This window comes from Brevibacterium zhoupengii (genome assembly GCF_021117425.1).
Lineage (GTDB): Bacteria > Actinomycetota > Actinomycetes > Actinomycetales > Brevibacteriaceae > Brevibacterium > Brevibacterium zhoupengii.
The window spans coordinates 3,151,411-3,167,338 of the sequence record NZ_CP088298.1 but is presented as its reverse complement, the minus strand read 5'-3'; the positions used below and the strand labels follow the sequence as shown (position 1 = coordinate 3,167,338).

Genomic DNA, 15,928 nt, shown 5'->3' with positions numbered 1-15,928 from the left:
ATTTCCGTTCGTGGGAATGCAATTGGATCGACTGGTGTTCTACGAGTATGCTGGTTATTCTGGTCAGCGCATGACCCTGTTTATGCAGGTGAATGAGCTGGGCAGGTTTGGTAAAAGAATATGGGGATGATCGGTTTCGACGTCGGACACTGCGACGGGAGAAGCGGGCCGAGAATGTAGAGTCATCTCGTTAATGTCCTCTGCAAAACAATAGGTGCTAAGTCTAATAACCGCACCGATTTCGCCCTCGCTGCCTGATTAGGCCGAGCTGCGAATCCGTCAGTCTAGAGTTGCTTCCACTCTAGGTCCTGGCGTCGCTTAGGGAGCCACTGCTTCAGATATTTGTTGAGGGTATCTGAGGGACTTTTACTCAACTCCGTTTGTTGGTCCACATGTTCGTGTGAGGGCCAGAACCTAAGAAACTATTTCACGAACTGCGCCCGGAGAAGTCCTGACAATCTGCCGACGGACGCGGGTTCGATTCCCGCCATCTCCACATATAGAAGAAGCCCGGTGACTCAGAATACTGAGTCACCGGGCTTCTTCGCGTTGGAAAACGCGACCGGGCCAGGCACCCCTACGAGTTCACACGAATGACTTCCTCCTGGTAGGGCGCGATGACCGCACCCGAGATCCGCAGGTCGAGGACCAGGAACTTCCGTTCGTCGACCGGAGTCGCCTTCCACTCGTTGACGACCTCGAGGTCGGCCAGTGAGCGAACGGCGACACCGTGTCCTCCGGCAGCGCTGCCCAAGGCGGCGAAGTCGATCTCGTCGATGAGCATCGGCGACTTATCCAGCCCTTTGAGACCGTACAGGTTCACCTCGGCACCATAGGCGGCATCATTGAACACCACGGCCATGCCGCGGCCTCCGGCTGAACGGATGGCGGTGTCGAGGTCAGACAGCGCCATGGCGCCACCACCGTCGCCGGTGGTGAGAACGATCGTCGAATCCTGATTGGCGCGTGCTGCTCCTGCGACACTGTGCCAGCCGAGTCCGATCGACTGGAATGCGGTGCCGACCATCGCCAGCCGGTCGGGTGCGCTGGGTTCCCAGAACATGTTCGCCCACGCGATGAAGTGACCGCCGTCGGAGACAACGACGCGGTCCTCGGGCATCAGTTCTCCGAGTCTCGCAGCGGCAGCTCGCGGGTCCAGGCGGCCGTCCTCAGCAAACTCCGTCCCCATCTCATAGGCCCGGTCGGAAGCTGTGTCCACAGTCTCGCGCCATCCGCTCGGTCGAGCCCTGGCAGCTTCCAGCCGAGAAACCAGCTCACCCGCGGAAAGCCTCACGTCGCCGCGGACGAAACCGCCGACTCGGGCATTCGTTGCCCGATCGTCGGTGTCGATCTGCCAGACGGTCGTCGACGGATGGAACAGTTCGCCGAAGCGCATCGTGAACTGGTTGAGCGATGCCCCGAAGACGACGGCGACATCGGCTTCACGGATTCGCTCCATCGCCTCCGGGGCTCCGAAGCCTCCGGCCACGCCCAGGTCGAACTCGTCATCAGGGAAGATATTTCGGCCCAGCGCAGTCGTGGCAGTCAACGCCCCTGTGGCCTCTGCCAGGGCGCCGAGTTCCTCTTCTGCCCCCGCCAACCATGCACCTCGACCGGCCAGCAGAACTGGTCGTTTAGCCTCGGCGAGGGTGGAGGCCAGGCGAGAGAGTGAGGTCTGTGCGAATTCGGACGATGGCGCCAGGGGAGTGGGCCGACCGGGTCCCGGGACAGACGGAATCTCGCCGATGTCGAGGGTCGCGACATCGTAGGGGATCGCCAGGACGACGGGCACACGGTACGTCAGTGCGTGCTCGATGGCCGTGACAGTCGCGGCAGCAGCGTCGACGCGCCCCACGGTGTAGGTGCGCACGCCCACGGCCGAGGCCATGGCGATCTGGTCGACATCCCACGGGCGAGGCCCGGACGTGGGCTCATCACCGACGACGAGGACGAGTGGCACCTTGGCCTGCGCGGCTTCGGCCAGTGCGGTGAGTGTGTTCGTGAACCCAGCCCCGTAGGTTGTGGTGGCTGCAGCGATCCTTCCGGAGGTGCGGAAGTGCGCATCGGCGGCGACGACCGCGCCGGCTTCGTGGCGAACGGCAGTGTAGGTCGCCGAGGTGGAGGTCAGCAGTGCATCGAGGAAGTAGGCGTTGCCGTTGCCCATGAGGCCGAAGACCTCATCGATGTGGTGGGCCAGGGTGTGAGCGACGTGGGCAGAGGTGTGAGCCATGAGGGGCCTTTCGCGAATGAGAGATATGGAAGAGAAGGATCCATATATGTCTCACACGCGGTCTCCGCGGCTTCGCGCTCCTTTTTCGAGCGCCGGCTGTTCGGCAGCAACCGGAATCGACGTTGTCACCGGCCTGACCATTCGAATATAGATGAAAGCGGGCCGGTCGTCCAAGCCGGCACCTCCTCGGTGCAGACTCGTACGACCGGCCCGCTGGCAGCCAGTGCGGATGCCAACTAGCGGTTCAGACGTTCCTTCCAGGCGGCCATGACCTCTGGTGGCGTCGGCTTCGACACCAGCGAACCGACGACGTAGCCGAGCAGCGAGGCGATGAGGCCCAGGTAGATGGCCTCGTTGGAGTAGATGCCCATCGTGATCATGATGACGATAGTGGTGATCGAACCCAGGATCATGCCTGCCATGACGCCGACGATGTTGCCGCGCTTGAAGATCAGCCCGCCGAGGATGGGGATGAAGAGTCCGGCCACCAGCAGGTTGTAGGCGACGGTGAGTGCCTCGACGACACTGGGCATGATCATCGCGAGGATGAGGGTGACGACGCCGAGGCCGATGAGGTAGATGCGAGAATCGCGGATCTCATCACCGGTCTCACGGACCAGAGACTTCACCAGCGTCGACTTCGCACCTCCGTGCTCCGCAGCCGCAGATGCCTCACCGGCAGTGGTCGCTCGATCAGGTGTCGAACCGGCCGCATCCTTCGTCACCGGAACGATGTCCTTGCGAGCCAGCAGGGGTTCGACGATGTCCTGGCGGCAGACCGTCGCGGCGGCCATGAGTGAGCCGGAGGCCGTCGACATCATCGCTGCCAGCGCTGCGGCGAGAACGAATCCGCCCAACAGGGGCGACATCGCAGCATCGACGACGGCGACGAACACATCGTCTTGGACCTCGATGCCGGGAACGATCTTCGTTGCGGCCATACCGATGAGCGCACCGGCCACGGCATAGAGGAGGCAGTAGACGCCAGCGGACAGACCGCCCCACCTGGCCACACCCGGGCTGCGTGCGGTGAACACGCGCTGCCAGATGTCTTGGCCGATGAGCAGCCCCAGAGTGTAGATGAGGATGTAGCCCAGAATCGCCTGCCAGCCGATGCCCACCGGGCTCGTCTGCTCGGCCGGCAGTGATGAGAACAGCTCTCCGATGCCGCCGGACTTGCTCAGCACGACCGGCAGCATGATGAGGAAGATGCCGATGGTCTGGATGAAGAACTGCACGAAGTCGGTCAGCGTGATCGACCACATTCCGCCGAGCATCGAGTAGAGGATGACGATGCCGCCGCCGATGAGCACCGACCAGAACTTATTGAGGTCGAAGAGCGCGTGGAAGATCGTCGCATAGGCGACCGTCGACGTCGTGGAGATCATCAGCCCGTAGGCGGTCATGATTGTGCCCGAGACCAGGCGGGAGCCCTTCCCGTAGCGCAGCTCCAGCATCTGCGAGACCGTGTAGATCTCCAGCTTCTGAATCTTAGGGGCGAAGAACAGTGAGAGCAGGATGATGCCCAGGCCGATGCTGAACACCAGCCACATCCCCGACAGTCCCGAGGTGTAGCCGAGTCCGACGCCTCCGATCGTCGAGGCTCCGCCGAGGACGACCGCGGACATCGTGCCCGTGTACAGCCACCCGCCCAGGCGGCGGCCGGCGACGAGGAAATCGTCCTGGTTCTTCGCCTTGTAGCGGCCCCAGATTCCGAATCCCACCATGGCGGCGAGGTAGATGATGACGACTAGAGAGTCCACGTCGACCCTTTCTTGATTGGTTGCGTGAGCAGCCGGCTAATTGGGTGCTTCAGCACCCGACGGTGATGTGAATGGTGGTGGGAACACTTCGTTCCAGAGCCTCGGCGACGGCCGGCGGCAACATTTCGTCGATGTCGGACTCAGCGATCGTGACCCCTGCCCCACCCATGGACTGGCCCAGGGCTGCGAAGTCGGGACGGGCGAGCTTGACCGCGAACGGTTCGATCGTCCGGTCGACCATCTGAGCTTCGATTTCGGCGTACCCGCCGTTGTCGACGATGACGAAGGGAATCCCCAACCCCAGCTCGCTGGCTGTCATCAGCTCCTGGATCGAGAACATGGCCGCCCCGTCTCCGAGGATGCAGGCAACCGGCCGAGCGCTGTCGGCCAGCTTCGCCCCGATGGCTGCCGGAATTCCGTAGCCCAAGGTGGCGAAACCGGGCATGTAGAGCAGCTGGTCGGGTGTGCTGGCTGTCAGAGCGTGCACGGAACCGTCGTAGGTGACCTGGGACGAGTCCCCGGCGACGACGACAGCAGGTCCTGCGCCCTGTTCGACCAGGCGGGTGACGCGGGCACCGATGGACTCGAAGTCGAAGTCCGAGTTCCAAGAGCCTCGGATCGCCGCGACCCGGTCGCTTCCGCTTCCGGTCGACGCGGCATCCCTCGCCGAGGTGGTTGTGGCCTCATTGTGATCGAGCTCGGCCATCAGCGCGGTGAGGAACTCGCCTGTGTCGGCACAGGCGAGGATGTCCCCGCCGAGGTTCTTGCCCAGCTGGTCGGGGTCGATATCGCAGCGGATGACGATCTGCGAGGAATTCTCGTCGCGGACGCCGACAGTAGTCTGGGCGCCGATGAGTCCGCCCCACAGGTCGGAGTCGGCCAGTTCGGACCCGAGGACGATGAGGACGTCGGCGGCCGCGGACTCGGCCTGGACGCTGGGGAAGCGAACATTGGAGCCCAGCGACAGCGGATGGGTCTCAGAGATGATGCCCTTGCCGTTGGCTGTCGTGGCCACGGGTGCGTCGAGGAGCTCGGCGAAGGTTTTGACCTCGGTACTTGCCCGGCGGGCCCCACCGCCGGCGACGATGAGCGGGCGAGTGGCACTGGCCACCGCCTCGGCGGCACGGGAGACGACACGCGAGTCAAGGCCGGGACGGCGGCCGGGAATCGGGGTCGGCACACTGCCGTTCCAGGCGCCCTCGAGCACGTCGAGGGGAACCTCGATGTGAACGGGGCCAGGCCGCGAGGAGGAGAACATGGCGAACGCCTCGGCGACGGCTTGGGCAGCGCCTTCGGCCGTACGCGTGCGCTGGGAGGAGACCAGCAGGCGGTTCAGTGCGCCCGAGGAGTCCTTCGTCTCGTGGAGCATTCCGACGTCGGCGCGCTCCATGCCGGTGGGAACACCGGGGGAGAGGATGAGCATCGGTCGTGACTCCGCATACGCGGTCGCCGCGGCCGTGATGACATTCGTCAGTCCCGGACCTGAGGTGGTGATGACGACCCCGGGTTTGCCGGAGACGAGGAAATACCCGTCGGCACCATAGCCGGCACCCTGCTCGTGGCGGGGCGTGATGGCGCGGATGCCGAATTCACTCAGGTGCCGGTAGAACTCGAGATTGTGCGTTCCGGGAATCCCGAAGATCGTGTCGACGTCGTGTGCGGCCAGGGTCGCGATGACGGCCCGACCGCCGTTGCGGAACTCCTCGCCGGCCACGGCGCTGTTCGTGTCATCTGCCATGATCAGAGCCCGAGTGCTTCGCCGCTGGGGCCCGAGGGGCCGGTGAGACCATTGGCCTCGGCGGCCCACAGCGAAAGCATTTCGTAGCCGACGTGGGCGGCGGCGAGTCCGGTGATCTCGGCGTGATCGTAGGCCGGTGCCACTTCGACGATCTCGGCTCCGACGACATTGAGCCCCTGCAGCCCGCGAATCGAGTTGAGCAGTTCGCGACTCGTCATACCGCCGGCCTCAGGCGTGCCCGTGCCCGGTGCTGCCGCGGGGTCAAGGACGTCGATGTCGACGGAGAGGTAGACGGGTGCGTCACCGAGCCGTTTGCGTATACGGGCCACGACTTCCTGGACGGAAGTGAACTGGTAGTCGTCGCTGCGGATGATCTGGAAGCCGAGCACAGCGTCGTCTTCGAGATCCTTTTGGCCGTAGAGGGGTCCGCGGATGCCGACATGCATGCAGGACTCGAGGTCGAGCAGGCCCTCTTCGCTGGCGCGGCGGAACGGGGTGCCGTGCGTGTACGGGGCACCGAAGTAGGTGTCCCAGGTGTCGAGGTGGGCGTCGAAGTGCAGGACCGCGATCTTGCCGTGCGTCTTGTGTAGGGAACGCAGGTTCGGCAGAGCCAATGTGTGATCGCCACCGAGAGTGAGCAGCTTCGCCCCGTCGGCACGCATCTCATCGGCGGAGCGTTCGACTTCGGTGATGGCCTCTTCGATGTCGAAGGGATTCACGCCCAAGTCACCGCAGTCGGCGACCTGCTGCCAGGTGAATGCGTGGACGTTTGTGGCCTGGTTGTAGGGGCGCAGCAGCTTCGAGGACTGGCGGATGTGGGCGGGACCGAAACGTGCACCGGGACGGTAGCTGACTCCGGCGTCGAAGGGGACTCCGAGGATCTTGACGTCGATCTTCTCACCCGGCCTCTGGGCTTCGACCTCGTCGATGCGCGGGAGCAGACCGAAGGTCGGTGGCCCGGCGAATCGTGGTGTCTTGCTGTAATCGGCTGGTCCCAGGGGTTGAGTCGACATCGGCTCTCCTTCGAAATTGTCAATGCTGGCAGTGGTGTGTGATTGCCATCAGCCTAGGACGTGGCTCACACCACGCCGATATCCACAATGGATAATTTGAAGAACGGGTTGTCCAGTGCGGATAGTATGGGGTTCATGGTCACCTTGGGTCAGCTCTGGGCGCGGCAGGAACTTGCGCTCGACGTCGTCGTCGATTCGCCGCACTCCAGATTGGAAGATGTCACAATCGTGCACTCCTCGGAGCTGCCCGCTGTCGACGAATGGTTGGCCGGGGGAGAGGTCCTGCTCACGATCGGTGTCGGCCAAGACCTCAGCGGCGAGGGCGTGGGTGACTATGTCGGTCGCCTCAAGAGAGCAGGCGTCCATGCGCTCGGCATCGGTCTCGGTTCTGCCCTGCCGTGGCAGGAACTTCCACCGGTGCTGATCGAGCAGGCGAGGGCGCAGGAGTTGGCTCTGTTCGGGGTGCCCGAACCGGTTCCCTTTGTGGCCGTCGTCGATGCCTTCACCAGAATGCGAGAGGAGGAGACGACCCGGGAACTGACCAGGGCCAGCAGCGCGGGGCGACGCTTCGCCACCGACCTTGCGCATCAGGGCCCCGCAGCTCTGGTCGACGATCTGGCCAGCACACTGGCTGCAGATGTCCACTTCGTCTCACCCACAGGCAGGGGTCTGACGGGTGCTGATGCGAAGATCCAGGTGCGTCACGAGCTCATCCTCGAGGCACTCAAGCCCTCTATGGCACCGCGCCTTCTGCGCACTGAGACAGGTATCGTCGAGGCCGTTCCGGTCGGAGACGATCAGGTGCGGGCCTGGATCCTCGCCCCCGCCGAGGCGACCGGCAATGCCCGCACCCGCGCCCTCCTCCTCTCCACCGCAGCGGCACTGCTGAGTCTGAGCATCACGGAGGCCCGACCTCGGCGATCGGAGTCACCGCTCTTCACCACTCCCTTGACGGCAGAGCAGGCCCGGACCGAGTGGGTGCAGGAGACCGGACTGGCTCCGGTCTCGCGAGTGAAGTTCACGGTCTTCGGCAATGTGCGCGGTGAGGATCCGGAGACGCTGATGGGGGATCTGGGTCCCGGAACTCTCCTGGCCCGGGCCGGGTCGATGCTCGGAGTCATCGAGGCCGGCATGCAGGATGCCGATCGCAGCTACCGCGATGCCATAGATTCCGCAGATTCTGCTGGTTCCGCAGGTTCTGCACCAGATCAGGTCAGCGTGGTCGGACGGGTCGCAGACGTCACCGGTCTCAGCGAACTGTCTGCGAAGATGATCCCGTTGACCCAGGTCCACCACGCCTGGACCGTGTGGCGAACACAGCACGAAACCGCGAGCTCGGATGTGCGGGCGCTGCTGTCGTCGATCGATGAGGCAGCGGCGCAGAGATTCGTCGACCGAGTCCTGGGTACGCTCCTCGCCTCACGCGACGAACAGGACCTGCTGCTGACGCTGCGCTCGTTCATCGCGACCGGGGGAGTCAGAGATGCGATCGCGGCCGAGCTCGGCATCCACCGGCATACTGTGCGAGCACGCATGGCCAAGATCGAGACGTTGTTGGGTCGCGATCTCAGCCGGGCCGAATCGGTCCAAGCCGTGGCCTTGGCCCTGGAGCTTGCAGAACTCTGAGAGGCGGCCGGCTCAGCCGAAGTGCTCGGCATAGAAGTCCGAAGCGACCGCGAGAACCCGGTCGAGGCCTTCCTGCTCGCCGATGCTGATGCGGACACCGTCGCCGAGGTTGCGCACCGCGACAGCCTGCTCGACGCAGGCATCTTCGAAGGCTGAGGACAGCGGGCCCAGCGGCAGCCACACGAAGTTCCCCTGCGCCTCGGGCACATCCCATCCTTGGTTGCGAAGCGCTTCGGCGAAGTCATCGCGGACGGCTGCGATCTCCTTGGCTCGGACGTCGACCTCATCACTGTGGCGCAGAGACTCCAGGGCGGCAGTCTGGCTGATATCGGTGACTCCGAAGGGAATGACGGCCTTGAACAGTCCCTGGATGACTGATGCGTGAGCGAGCGCGTAGCCGACCCGCAGGCCGGCCAGAGCGTGAGCCTTCGAGAAGGTCCGGACCAGAACGACATTGGGGTAGTCGGCGACCAGAGCGACCCCGTCGACGACTCCTTCGGCGGTGGCGAACTCCCAATAGGCCTCGTCGAGGGCGACAAGCACCGTTGCCGGGACGCGGTCGAGGAATCGGCGCACCTCCTCATCGCGGAGTGCAGGACCCGTCGGATTGTTCGGGGAGCAGAGAATGATGAGGCTGGTCTTGTCGGTGATCGCCGCCGCCATCGCATCGAGGTCGTGTCGACCGTCGTCACGGACCGGAACCTCGATTCGTTTCGACCCGGCCAGTCCTGTGGTCTGGGGATACATCTCAAACGAGGGCCAAGGGTAGATCGCTTCGGTGCTGGCGTCCGAGGTGATCTGGGTCAGAGCCACGAGCAGCTCGCTGGCGCCTGTGGTCACGATGAGCTCATCGATGCTCACGCCGAGGCGGTCGGCTAGTTCTGTGCGCAGAGCCAACGCCGCGTCATCGGGGTACAGGGCAGGATTCTTCGCATCCGCGACCATGGCAGCGACCACAGTTGGCAGCGGCTCGAGGTAGTTCTCATTCGAGGACAGCTTGAACGGGGCGAGCCCGTCGACTTCCTTGGGTGCCTTCCCAGGAACATACGGCGGGAATGTCTCCAGCGAGGCCCGCAGCCGCGGGGTCGAGGTGCTGTCAGCTGAGGTGTCCGGAGTGCTCATGGACTCATGATCGCACAGGAGACTCACCAGGGTTTGTCCGGGGCCGAACGACCTCCCTCACCGCCAGGTCCCTGCTGTTGCTGTTCACGTTCTGAGTCCTCGCCGCGCTTGCGCAGCCTCTCGCGCTTCTGCTCCTCCTCGGACTTCTCTCCGGAGTCATCGGACTTCTCTTCGCCTTCGCCAGAGCCCTCTTTCTCGTCCTTCTTCTTCGAGTCATCTCCGGAGTCGCCGTTCTTCTGATCATCGCTCTCGGAACTCTCTGAGTCCTCGCCTTCGGACCCTTCCTGCTTCGACTTCTCTCCGGCCTTCTTGTCCTCGACGCGTTTCTTCGCCTCGTCGCTCTTCTGCTGCTCTTCGCTCTTCTTCGGCTGGCATTCCTTCGGAGCATCCTCCAAGGTCTTCAGTGACTGTTCGTAGAGCTCATCCGACTTCTCTGGTTCCTGCCCCGCGGCTTCGTCGGCGAGTTTCTCGTAGACATAGGACAGGTTGATTCGTACGGCGCACTCGTCACGGACGGGAGCAATCTCGAGAGCCGACTCGAGGTCGTCTCGCGCCGGTTCGAAATCGCCGACTGCTGCCTCCGCGGTGCCGCGATTGTAGTAGCCGATGTGGCGTTGGACCGGACTGAGTGTGAGGAAGGCGGTCGATGCCTTCTTCGCTCCGGGGAAGTCATTCGACGAATAGCGTACCTGTGAGGCGGCCCCGAAATAGAGGGTCACAGCCACATAGCCGAAGACGAGCAGCAGGACGGACCCGATGATGATGTTGATGCGAGACAACCTGCGCATCGTCGACCAGGTGCGTGTGATCCGGTTCATGGCCGACCTCCTCGCCGTGTGGGGGCGATGGTACGCAGCCGCAGAAGTTCGCGGACCCCGAACACCATTTCGACTGCGATCCATGCGAACACGAGGATCAGGGGGACCCAGAAGTATTCGTCGACGGTGACGCGGCCATCCTTCTTCACCAGAGTCTGATCGTACTTCGGGGCCGAGTAGACGCTCGACATCGAGGCCCCGCCCTCACGATGGTGGTATTTCACGCCGAGATCAGTCGCCAACTGTTTGAGGTTCGTCTCATCGATCTTCGAGATCCCGGGATTGCCCTGCCCGTCGCGAATGTACTCGTCGGCTGATCCGTTGGACCCGCCAGCACCGTCAGGGTCTTGGGGGTCGCCGAGGCCGGGATCATCTCCGGGAGAGGATCCGTAGCCGAAGGGCTGGGGTTCCTTCATCTTCCCGCCCTGCGCGGTTCCGTATCCGAACACCGCGCCATCATCGATGCGCGAGGCGAAGGATGACCATGAGTCGACAGAGGTCTCAGCCGTCTGCTCACCGTCGCCGAAGTAGAAGACCAGGCTCTTGTTCTCGGGACGATCCTCCTGATTGGACTTCATGCGTTTGTCCAACTCAGCCCCCGCCTCGGTGATGGACGAGCCATTCGAGTTCAACGACATCTCGGGGCTGAGGACGTCGACGGCGGAGGCGAACGCAGCATGGTCGGTCGTCAGAGGCATGACCGTCGAAGCGGTCGAGGCGAACGAGATGATGCTCAGTCTGGTGCCGGGCAGCTGCTTGGCCAGCTCGAGCATGTCCTTCTTCACCCCTTCCAGGCGGGTCTTGTCACCGTCATAGTCCTCAGCGGCCATCGAGGTCGTCGTATCGACGAGGAAGTAGACGTCGGCTGCGGCCTCGTACTCCTCGGTCGAGGATTTGATCGGAATGCCGGGGCGAGCCAAAGCCAGAGCGAGCACGGCGACGATGCCCATGCGCGCGAACCATTTCCAACGCGGACCATCCCCGCGCACAGCTGGAATGATGCATACGGTGAGCAGAGCGAGGACGAGGAAGCCCCAGCCGAACCAGGTGAAGATGGGATCGAAGATCATGATTTCGTCCTCCACGCCAGAACGAAGACACCGGCGAGGCCGAAGACCGCGATCCCGAGAGGAACAGCAGGCATGTCATGGACGACGGTGTAGGAACGGCCCGGAGTGTTCTCGGCCTCCTGGCTCTGGATCTCTGAGACGATGCGATCGATCGTCGAGGCCGAACCCATGTCGAACTGCTTTCCTCCCGTGCGATCGGAGACTGACTTCAGCTCTTTGGTCTGCGTGTTCGCGAGCACCGATGGGGGAGAGAGGCTGTAGACCCTGACATCCGACTCCACCGCGATGTCCGTGGCCTCGTTGAGGTCGAAGAGCGGGTCACCGGCGAGCATGTTGTCGGTGGCGAAGACTATCGAGCGGGAACGATCCTCATCCTGACGATCGAAGTTGTCCACGCAGGAGACGAGACCGTCGCCGATGAGGGAGGAACCGCCGATGTTCGGCGGTGAGGTCGACCATGAGTAGTCGGTGCCTTCCGAACCCCAGGTGCGGAAACCCTCTTCGGCTTCTTCAAGGTAACTCTGGACCATCTCGTAGTCATCAGTGAGCGGGAACGCGGAGACAGCGGTGGAATTGAACACGGTCATGCCGATGCGTTCGCCGTCGAACCGGTCGACGAGCTCCTGATAGGCCTCGAGGAGATCGGCATCGTATCCCAGCATTGAACCGGACACATCGAGGCAGAGCATGACGTCGCGCAGCTTCTTCTCCGGGTTGACGGTCTCAACCCAAGCCGGCCGAGAGATCCCAGCCAACGTCGACAACCCGGTGAGGGCGATGACACCGAGGAAGGCGACCGTCGTGAGCAGACGGGTCCGCATGGCTTTGCGGAAACTCGGCAGGGTCGTCATCCGCGCACTGTGTGCCACGGCAAGCGATGAGGCGGTGGCCTTGGGCCTGCGGAAGAAGAAGACCGCTGCCGCGGCCAGCACGAGGAGGATGATCGCCAACCACCAGAGCATCAGGACCATCGTGTCACCAACTTTCTGGCACCGGCGATCTGAGGCCCCAGATCGTGGGCCTCGTCCTCAGCGAACTCCGCCTCGTAGAGGCCCGACAGGGACTCGGCAAGGTCATCGAGGCCGGCCACGGCGGCATCTCGGTAGGTGAGGTGCTCGGCCTGGACGCCCCAGGCATCACGGGCGAACTCGCGTACGATCTTTGCCAGTTCCCGGGCCGAATCTCTGACACCGGCTTCTCCGTCACCGAGTTTCGACTCGACGGCGGCGATCCGCGACATGTACGTGCTGCGAACAGGTATGGGAATGCGAGGTCCGGACTTCGCGCCTGAACCGGCCGCCGCACGCAGCAGCGGAGCGAACAGATTGAGGACGGCGGCCAGCAGAACGGCACTGGCGGCGACATACCACCAGGCCGAGAGCTGCAGGGGCCCGACGAGTTCAGCGGGGCCCATGGCGGTGCCTCAGCAGCAGAGTGTGGAGATTGCCCAGGGCCTGGTCCGGGTGGGCGATTTCGGTGTGTGAGATCCCGAGCTTGGTCAGCAGGTCGTTCCGGTGCTGCCGGCGGCTAGCCTCGGCGGCCTGGAACTCGGCGCGCACGCTCGGGTTGGCCATCACGGATGATGGCAGGCCGACGTCCGGTCGTGAGACGTCGAACGGCGCCGAGGCGGTCGGCAGTTGGGCAAGGTCTGCGTCGGTGATCGTGATCCACAGGACCTCGTGCTGGGCGCGCAGACGTTTGATCGTGGCCTCTTCCTTCGGGCCGAGGGGCGCTTGATCGGAGATGACGACGACGAGCATCCGGTGGTTGATGTGGGTGGCGATCCACTGCAGCTGCTCATCGATCGAACCGTCGCTGTCGGTGCCGGATTCGGCGAGGATCTGCTGCAGCAGGTTCTCCAGGTGGGCTTCGCTGCCCTTGCGAGGCGAGGCGGTGGTCCGTGCTGAGTTTCCATGGACGAGCATCACATCATCACCGTGGCGTACGGCAAGGTAGCCGGTCATTCCGGCCATGAGGATCGCCAGCTGCCGTTTGTCGACTCCGGCCGAGGTGATCGCGTCGAAGTTCCGAGAGGAGTCGACGACCAGTGCCAGAATGTGTCTGCGGTGGGCGACGTAGCGTTTGACCAGTGGGTTCGAATGGCGAGCCGTGGCCTTCCAGTCGATGTCGCGGATCTCGTCGCCGGGGATGTAGTCACGCAGGTCATCGAAGTCGAGGCTGTGTCCGTGGAAGACAGAGGAGTAGTCCCCGTCGAGGAGCCGGCGGGTTCGACGGTGCGCGTGGATGGTCATCCGCGCCTTGATCCGGTTGAGCAGAGCAGTCATCGATGCATCCGATCAGGGAGTCGGGACGGCCATGAGGAGGGCATCGACGACCTGTGCGCTCGTGATGTTCTCGGCCGCAGCTTCGAAGTTGAGCTGGATGCGGTGAGCGAGAATCCGGTGGGCCAGGTCCTTGATGTCTTCGGGGATGACGTAGTTGCGGCCCCGGATCATCGCCAGGGACCGTCCAGCGTTGGTGAAAGCGATCGAGGCACGAGGGCTGGCACCGTATTCGATGAAGGGGGCCAGTCTGCCCAGGTACTTCGTGGTGTTCCTGGTGCCGTGGACTAGTTCGACGAGGTACCGGCTGATCGATGGGTCGACGTAGATGGTGCGTGCATACTGCTGCAGCGTCTCCACGTCCTCGAGGCTGCACGAAGGCTTAGGCACGGAATCGCGGTCGAAGACACCCGAATCGAGACGGGACAGGATCTCCATCTCCTCATTGGGACTCGGATGGGTGAGGAGATCTTTGATCATGAACCGGTCGAGCTGAGCCTCAGGAAGCTGGTAGGTCCCCTCCTGTTCGATCGGGTTCTGCGTGGCCATGACGAGGAACGGACGCGGAAGTTCGAACCGCTGGCCGCCGATCGTGGTCTGTTTCTCCTGCATCGCCTCGAGCATGGCGCTCTGCGTCTTCGCCGAGGACCGGTTGATCTCATCGAGGAGGACGATGTTGGCGTGCACGGGCCCCAAGACCGTATTGAACGAGCCCTCCTGAGCGTTGTAGATCTGTGAGCCGATGATGTCGGCTGGCAGCAGATCGGGAGTGCATTGGATGCGGGAGAACTTTCCGGCCACCGCATTGGCCAACGCCGCTGCCGCAGTCGTCTTGGCTAGACCAGGAACACTCTCCAGGAGCAGATGACCACCGGAGAGGAGACCGATGAGCAGGCTCTCACGCAAACGCTGCTGTCCGACGACGAAATGGTCCAGATAGGACTCCAAGCCTTTGAGAATCGATTGAGCATGCGCGATCTCTTGAGTGTTGGCGGGTGCCGTTGCCGTCATGGTGGGGCCTCTCAAATCTCAACTGGCTGACAAAACAAGCATATGGGCTGACCCTGACACGCGTCTGGGCACTTTCGTGTCAGTACCGACACATACAGTGCAGGGAACGACACACAGCCGTGGAAGACGCCGCGAAGTCGCGCACAACGCCACGAAATCGACGTGATGAAGAAGGGAGGCGGTGACCGTGGAAGCGGACCACATTCGACCGTAAACACAGTCGAGCGTGACACGCCGAAAAAGCGCCCACAGGTGAAATTTTTATCTGTGGACAAGTGTGGAAAACGCAGTTGGGGGAGGTGCCCGAAAATGGGTTTTCGACCCCGCTGTCCAGTGTCCTCGCAGGTGATCGAACTACATCAGTGTCATTCGTGACTTGTGGATGACTGTGGACGATTTGAACACAGGGTGTGGATGGTTGAAACAACACTGGTGTAACACTGGATATAGGGGTAGAGTCGACCTCGAACACAACATCTAGTGGTCACACTCGGGCCTGATCTACGTGATATTCGTCATTGTCAAGGTCATAGTCCGAGCAGGACATACCGTGGAATCTAAGCCGAAGTGCAGAATTGAGGAGTCGCGATGATCACCGTGTACACCAAGCCATCTTGCGTCCAGTGCAACGCCACCTACCGTGCGCTCGATGCCAAGGGTCTGAAGTACAAGTCGGTCGATCTCAGTGTCGATGAGAACGCCTTGGATGTCGTCAAGGCCATGGGCTACATGCAGGCTCCCGTCGTTGTCACCGACAACGACCACTGGTCAGGTTTCCGTCCGGACAAGATCGCCACTCTGGCCGGCGAGCAGACCTCGGTTTCCGTTGTAGCCTGACATGCTCCTGGTCTACTACTCGAGCAGCTCTGAGTACACCGACCGATTCGTCAGCAAGCTGCGGCACCCCTCACGCCGACTTCCCCTGCTGACAAAAGATGAGACGCTGGCGATCGACGAACCGTTCGTCCTTGTGACTCCCACCTACGGAGCCGGCCCCAACAGAGGCGCCGTCCCCAAGCAAGTGATCAAGTTCCTCAATATCGAATCGAATCGCCGCCACCTCGTCGGCGTCATCGGCGCCGGAAATACGAACTTCGGCGAAGAATACTGTCGCGCGGCACGCAAAGTGGCCGCGAAATGCAATGTACCCGTGCTGTACCGTGTCGAACTCCTCGGAACCCCAGAGGACGTCGAAGCAGTGAATTTAGGATTGGACAAACTGTGCGCGAGCTCGCTGAAGACCGCAATGTAGAAG

The 15,928-nt window shown here is 62.8% G+C and carries 14 protein-coding genes and 1 other RNA gene; 4 read left to right on the top strand and 11 right to left on the bottom strand.

Annotated features, from left to right (window positions below):
* The first annotated feature begins 122 nt into the window (after positions 1-122).
* Positions 123-499: a transfer-messenger RNA gene (ssrA, locus tag LQ788_RS14440) on the top strand.
* A gap of 78 nt (positions 500-577) precedes the next feature.
* Here ssrA and LQ788_RS14435 read toward each other — a convergent pair.
* The 4 genes from LQ788_RS14435 to speB all read right to left on the bottom strand — a co-directional run bounded on the left by LQ788_RS14435 (position 578) and on the right by speB (position 6,744).
* Positions 578-2,230, bottom strand: coding sequence for a thiamine pyrophosphate-binding protein (locus tag LQ788_RS14435; protein ID WP_231442100.1), 1,653 nt, complete (start codon positions 2,228-2,230; stop codon positions 578-580).
* Between the two features lie 236 nt (positions 2,231-2,466).
* Positions 2,467-3,993: a sodium:solute symporter gene (locus LQ788_RS14430; RefSeq protein ID WP_231442098.1), complete on the bottom strand. Its 1,527-nt coding sequence runs from the start codon at positions 3,991-3,993 to the stop codon at positions 2,467-2,469.
* A gap of 49 nt (positions 3,994-4,042) precedes the next feature.
* Positions 4,043-5,731 carry a thiamine pyrophosphate-binding protein gene (locus LQ788_RS14425; protein ID WP_231442097.1) on the bottom strand — a complete coding sequence of 563 codons (1,689 nt, stop codon included), beginning with the start codon at positions 5,729-5,731 and terminating at the stop codon, positions 4,043-4,045.
* A gap of 2 nt (positions 5,732-5,733) precedes the next feature.
* Positions 5,734-6,744: an agmatinase gene (gene speB / locus LQ788_RS14420; RefSeq protein WP_231442094.1), complete on the bottom strand. Its 1,011-nt coding sequence runs from the start codon at positions 6,742-6,744 to the stop codon at positions 5,734-5,736.
* Between the two features lie 135 nt (positions 6,745-6,879).
* Between speB and LQ788_RS14415 the strand changes: the two genes are divergently transcribed.
* Positions 6,880-8,370, top strand: a complete 1,491-nt coding sequence (locus LQ788_RS14415) for a PucR family transcriptional regulator (protein ID WP_231442092.1) — start codon at positions 6,880-6,882, stop codon at positions 8,368-8,370.
* Between the two features lie 12 nt (positions 8,371-8,382).
* On the opposite strand, the gene LQ788_RS14410 is transcribed toward LQ788_RS14415, so the two are convergent.
* Genes LQ788_RS14410 through LQ788_RS14380 form a run of 7 tightly spaced genes read right to left on the bottom strand, consistent with a single transcriptional unit; the run spans position 8,383 to position 14,673 of the window.
* The gene (locus tag LQ788_RS14410; protein ID WP_231442090.1) at positions 8,383-9,492 is read right to left on the bottom strand and encodes a histidinol-phosphate transaminase; all 1,110 of its coding nucleotides are present in this window, start codon (positions 9,490-9,492) and stop codon (positions 8,383-8,385) included.
* A gap of 23 nt (positions 9,493-9,515) precedes the next feature.
* Complete coding sequence (locus LQ788_RS14405; protein WP_231442088.1) at positions 9,516-10,310, bottom strand: tetratricopeptide repeat protein; 795 nt, start codon at positions 10,308-10,310, stop codon at positions 9,516-9,518.
* The gene (locus tag LQ788_RS14400) at positions 10,307-11,380 is read right to left on the bottom strand and encodes a vWA domain-containing protein (RefSeq protein WP_231442085.1); all 1,074 of its coding nucleotides are present in this window, start codon (positions 11,378-11,380) and stop codon (positions 10,307-10,309) included. Before LQ788_RS14400 ends, LQ788_RS14405 begins: the two co-directional genes overlap by 4 nt.
* Positions 11,377-12,351, bottom strand: coding sequence for a vWA domain-containing protein (locus LQ788_RS14395; protein ID WP_231442083.1), 975 nt, complete (start codon positions 12,349-12,351; stop codon positions 11,377-11,379). Before LQ788_RS14395 ends, LQ788_RS14400 begins: the two co-directional genes overlap by 4 nt.
* Positions 12,342-12,794 carry a hypothetical protein gene (locus LQ788_RS14390; RefSeq protein WP_231442081.1) on the bottom strand — a complete coding sequence of 151 codons (453 nt, stop codon included), beginning with the start codon at positions 12,792-12,794 and terminating at the stop codon, positions 12,342-12,344. The genes LQ788_RS14395 and LQ788_RS14390 overlap by 10 nt, the downstream gene beginning before the upstream one ends.
* Positions 12,781-13,665, bottom strand: coding sequence for a DUF58 domain-containing protein (locus LQ788_RS14385; RefSeq protein WP_231442079.1), 885 nt, complete (start codon positions 13,663-13,665; stop codon positions 12,781-12,783). The genes LQ788_RS14390 and LQ788_RS14385 overlap by 14 nt, the downstream gene beginning before the upstream one ends.
* A 12-nt stretch (positions 13,666-13,677) precedes the next feature.
* Positions 13,678-14,673, bottom strand: coding sequence for an AAA family ATPase (locus LQ788_RS14380; protein ID WP_009881973.1), 996 nt, complete (start codon positions 14,671-14,673; stop codon positions 13,678-13,680).
* A gap of 588 nt (positions 14,674-15,261) precedes the next feature.
* Here LQ788_RS14380 and nrdH point away from each other — a divergent pair.
* Both nrdH and nrdI read left to right on the top strand, forming a co-directional pair.
* Positions 15,262-15,510, top strand: a complete 249-nt coding sequence (gene nrdH, locus LQ788_RS14375; RefSeq protein ID WP_009881976.1) for a glutaredoxin-like protein NrdH — start codon at positions 15,262-15,264, stop codon at positions 15,508-15,510.
* A 1-nt stretch (position 15,511) separates the two neighbouring features.
* The gene (nrdI, locus tag LQ788_RS14370) at positions 15,512-15,925 is read left to right on the top strand and encodes a class Ib ribonucleoside-diphosphate reductase assembly flavoprotein NrdI (RefSeq protein ID WP_231442077.1); all 414 of its coding nucleotides are present in this window, start codon (positions 15,512-15,514) and stop codon (positions 15,923-15,925) included.
* Positions 15,926-15,928: the final 3 nt, after the last annotated feature.

Excerpts from the sequence above, each read along its gene's own strand:
- LQ788_RS14435 (WP_231442100.1), bottom strand. The coding sequence starts at position 2,230 with ATGGCTCACACCTCTGCCCACGTCGCTCACACCCTGGCCCACCACATC.
- LQ788_RS14425 (WP_231442097.1), bottom strand. The coding sequence starts at position 5,731 with ATGGCAGATGACACGAACAGCGCCGTGGCCGGCGAGGAGTTCCGCAAC.
- speB (WP_231442094.1), bottom strand. The coding sequence starts at position 6,744 with ATGTCGACTCAACCCCTGGGACCAGCCGATTACAGCAAGACACCACGA.
- LQ788_RS14415 (WP_231442092.1), top strand. The coding sequence starts at position 6,880 with ATGGTCACCTTGGGTCAGCTCTGGGCGCGGCAGGAACTTGCGCTCGAC.
- LQ788_RS14410 (WP_231442090.1), bottom strand. The coding sequence starts at position 9,492 with ATGAGCACTCCGGACACCTCAGCTGACAGCACCTCGACCCCGCGGCTG.
- LQ788_RS14405 (WP_231442088.1), bottom strand. The coding sequence starts at position 10,310 with ATGAACCGGATCACACGCACCTGGTCGACGATGCGCAGGTTGTCTCGC.
- LQ788_RS14400 (WP_231442085.1), bottom strand. The coding sequence starts at position 11,380 with ATGATCTTCGATCCCATCTTCACCTGGTTCGGCTGGGGCTTCCTCGTC.
- LQ788_RS14395 (WP_231442083.1), bottom strand. The coding sequence starts at position 12,351 with ATGGTCCTGATGCTCTGGTGGTTGGCGATCATCCTCCTCGTGCTGGCC.
- LQ788_RS14390 (WP_231442081.1), bottom strand. The coding sequence starts at position 12,794 with ATGGGCCCCGCTGAACTCGTCGGGCCCCTGCAGCTCTCGGCCTGGTGG.
- LQ788_RS14385 (WP_231442079.1), bottom strand. The coding sequence starts at position 13,665 with ATGACTGCTCTGCTCAACCGGATCAAGGCGCGGATGACCATCCACGCG.
- LQ788_RS14380 (WP_009881973.1), bottom strand. The coding sequence starts at position 14,673 with ATGACGGCAACGGCACCCGCCAACACTCAAGAGATCGCGCATGCTCAA.
- nrdH (WP_009881976.1), top strand. The coding sequence starts at position 15,262 with ATGATCACCGTGTACACCAAGCCATCTTGCGTCCAGTGCAACGCCACC.
- nrdI (WP_231442077.1), top strand. The coding sequence starts at position 15,512 with ATGCTCCTGGTCTACTACTCGAGCAGCTCTGAGTACACCGACCGATTC.